The organism is Mycoplasma sp. CSL10166, assembly GCF_017116885.1.
In the GTDB taxonomy this organism is placed as follows: Bacteria; Bacillota_I; Bacilli_A; order Mycoplasmatales; family Metamycoplasmataceae; genus Mycoplasmopsis.
This window is the reverse complement of sequence record NZ_JAFIRF010000005.1, coordinates 1-2,161: the sequence shown is the minus strand read 5'-3', so window position 1 is coordinate 2,161 and position 2,161 is coordinate 1. Positions and strand designations below refer to the sequence as shown.

Annotated in this window: 2 rRNA genes; both read left to right on the top strand. The window is 43.8% G+C overall.

Going from position 1 to position 2,161, the window contains the following annotated elements:
- Nucleotides 1-1,319 (top strand): 16S ribosomal RNA (locus JXZ93_RS03490); the annotation flags it as partial.
- A 297-nt stretch (nt 1,320-1,616) separates the two neighbouring features.
- Nucleotides 1,617-2,161: ribosomal RNA gene (locus JXZ93_RS03485) — 23S ribosomal RNA — on the top strand; the annotation flags it as partial.

Sequence of the window (2,161 nt, the reverse complement as noted above, 5' to 3'; positions counted from 1 at the left end):
TAATATAAAAGGAGCGTTTGCTTCACTAGAGGATCGGGGTGCGGAACATTAGTTTGTTGGTAAGGTAATGGCTTACCAAGACGATGATGTTTAGCGGGGTTGAGAGACTGATCCGCCACACTGGGACTGAGATACGGCCCAGACTCCTACGGGAGGCAGCAGTAGGGAATTTTCCACAATGGACGAAAGTCTGATGGAGCGACACAGCGTGCAGGAAGACGGCCTTCGGGTTGTAAACTGCTGTTATAAGGGAAGAAAAAGCAGTAGAGGAAATGCTATTGCCTTGACGGTACCTTGTCAGAAAGCAACGGCTAACTATGTGCCAGCAGCCGCGGTAATACATAGGTTGCAAGCGTTATCCGGAATTATTGGGCGTAAAGCGTCTGTAGGTTGTGTGTTAAGTCTGGCGTTAAAACTTGGGGCTCAACCCCAAATTGCGTTGGATACTGGCACGCTAGAATTGTGTAGAGGTTAGCGGAATTCCTAGTGAAGCGGTGAAATGCGTAGATATTAGGAAGAACACCAACATGGCGAAGGCAGCTAACTGGGCACATATTGACACTGAGAGACGAAAGCGTGGGGAGCAAACAGGATTAGATACCCTGGTAGTCCACGCTGTAAACGATGATGATTAGCTGATAGAGAACTATCGGCGCAGCTAACGCATTAAATCATCCGCCTGAGTAGTATGCTCGCAAGAGTGAAACTTAAAGGAATTGACGGGGACCCGCACAAGCGGTGGAGCATGTGGTTTAATTTGAAGATACGCGTAGAACCTTACCCACTCTTGACATCTTCCGCAATGCTATAGAGATATAGCGGAGGCTAACGGAATGACAGATGGTGCATGGTTGTCGTCAGCTCGTGTCGTGAGATGTTCGGTTAAGTCCTGCAACGAGCGCAACCCTTATCCTTAGTTAAATGTTCTAGGGAGACTGCCCGAGTAATTGGGAGGAAGGTGGGGACGACGTCAAATCATCATGCCTCTTACGAGTGGGGCAACACACGTGCTACAATGGATAGTACAAAGAGAAGCAATACGGTGACGTGGAGCAAATCTCAAAAAACTATTCTCAGTTCGGATTGTAGTCTGCAACTCGACTACATGAAGTCGGAATCGCTAGTAATCGTAGATCAGCTACGCTACGGTGAATACGTTCTCGGGTCTTGTACACACCGCCCGTCACACCATGGGAGCTGGTAATGCCCGAAGTCGGTTTTGTTAACTACGGAGACAACTGCCTAAGGCAGGGCCGGTGACTGGGGTGAAGTCGTAACAAGGTATCCCTACGAGAACGTGGGGATGGATTACCTCCTTTCTACGGAGTACATAAGTTACAATTCATTTTAGTAACAATTACTAACTTTTAAGACCATTTTTATTTATTAATATTTGAGTCATGGCTTTCTTTAATGGTCAGAAAGATTTATATATCTAGTTTTGAGAGAACTTCTCTCAATTGTTCTTTGAAAACTGAATAGTAAAGATAAATTAATATAACAACGACATCAATAAAAATAAATTAGTCAATTTGTTTTGTGATACCGAGTAATTATTTTAAATAATAATTTATTAAAATGTCTTTGAATACATCAACAATAGGAAAATATTGAACTTTTAAATAAGTAAGAGTGAGTTGTGGATGCCTTGGGTCTGGAAGTCGATGAAGGACGTGATTACCTGCGATAAGCCTCGTGGAGCTGGATATAAGCTACGATACGGGGATTTCCGAATGGGGAAACCTAATTAGAGTAATATCTAATTGCATTAGAATGAATACATAGTTCTAATGACGAGACACGTTGTGAACTGAAACATCTTAGTAGCAACAGGAAGAGAAAATAAACAATGATTCCATTAGTAGCGGCGAGCGAACTTGGAAGAGCCCAAACCAACATTTATGTTGGGGTTGTAGGACTATCTACATGAAGTTACAAAATTTTGTTATAGCAGAAAAAGTTGGGAAACTTTAGCATAGAGGGTGATACTCCCGTATGCGAAATGGCAAAATCTTCTGATAGTATCCTGAGTAGGGCGGGGCACGTGAAACCCTGTCTGAATCTGCCGGGACCATCCGGTAAGGCTAAATACTAACCAGACACCGATAGTGAACTAGTACCGTGAGGGAAAGGTGAAAAGAACCCCGGGAGGGGAGTGAAA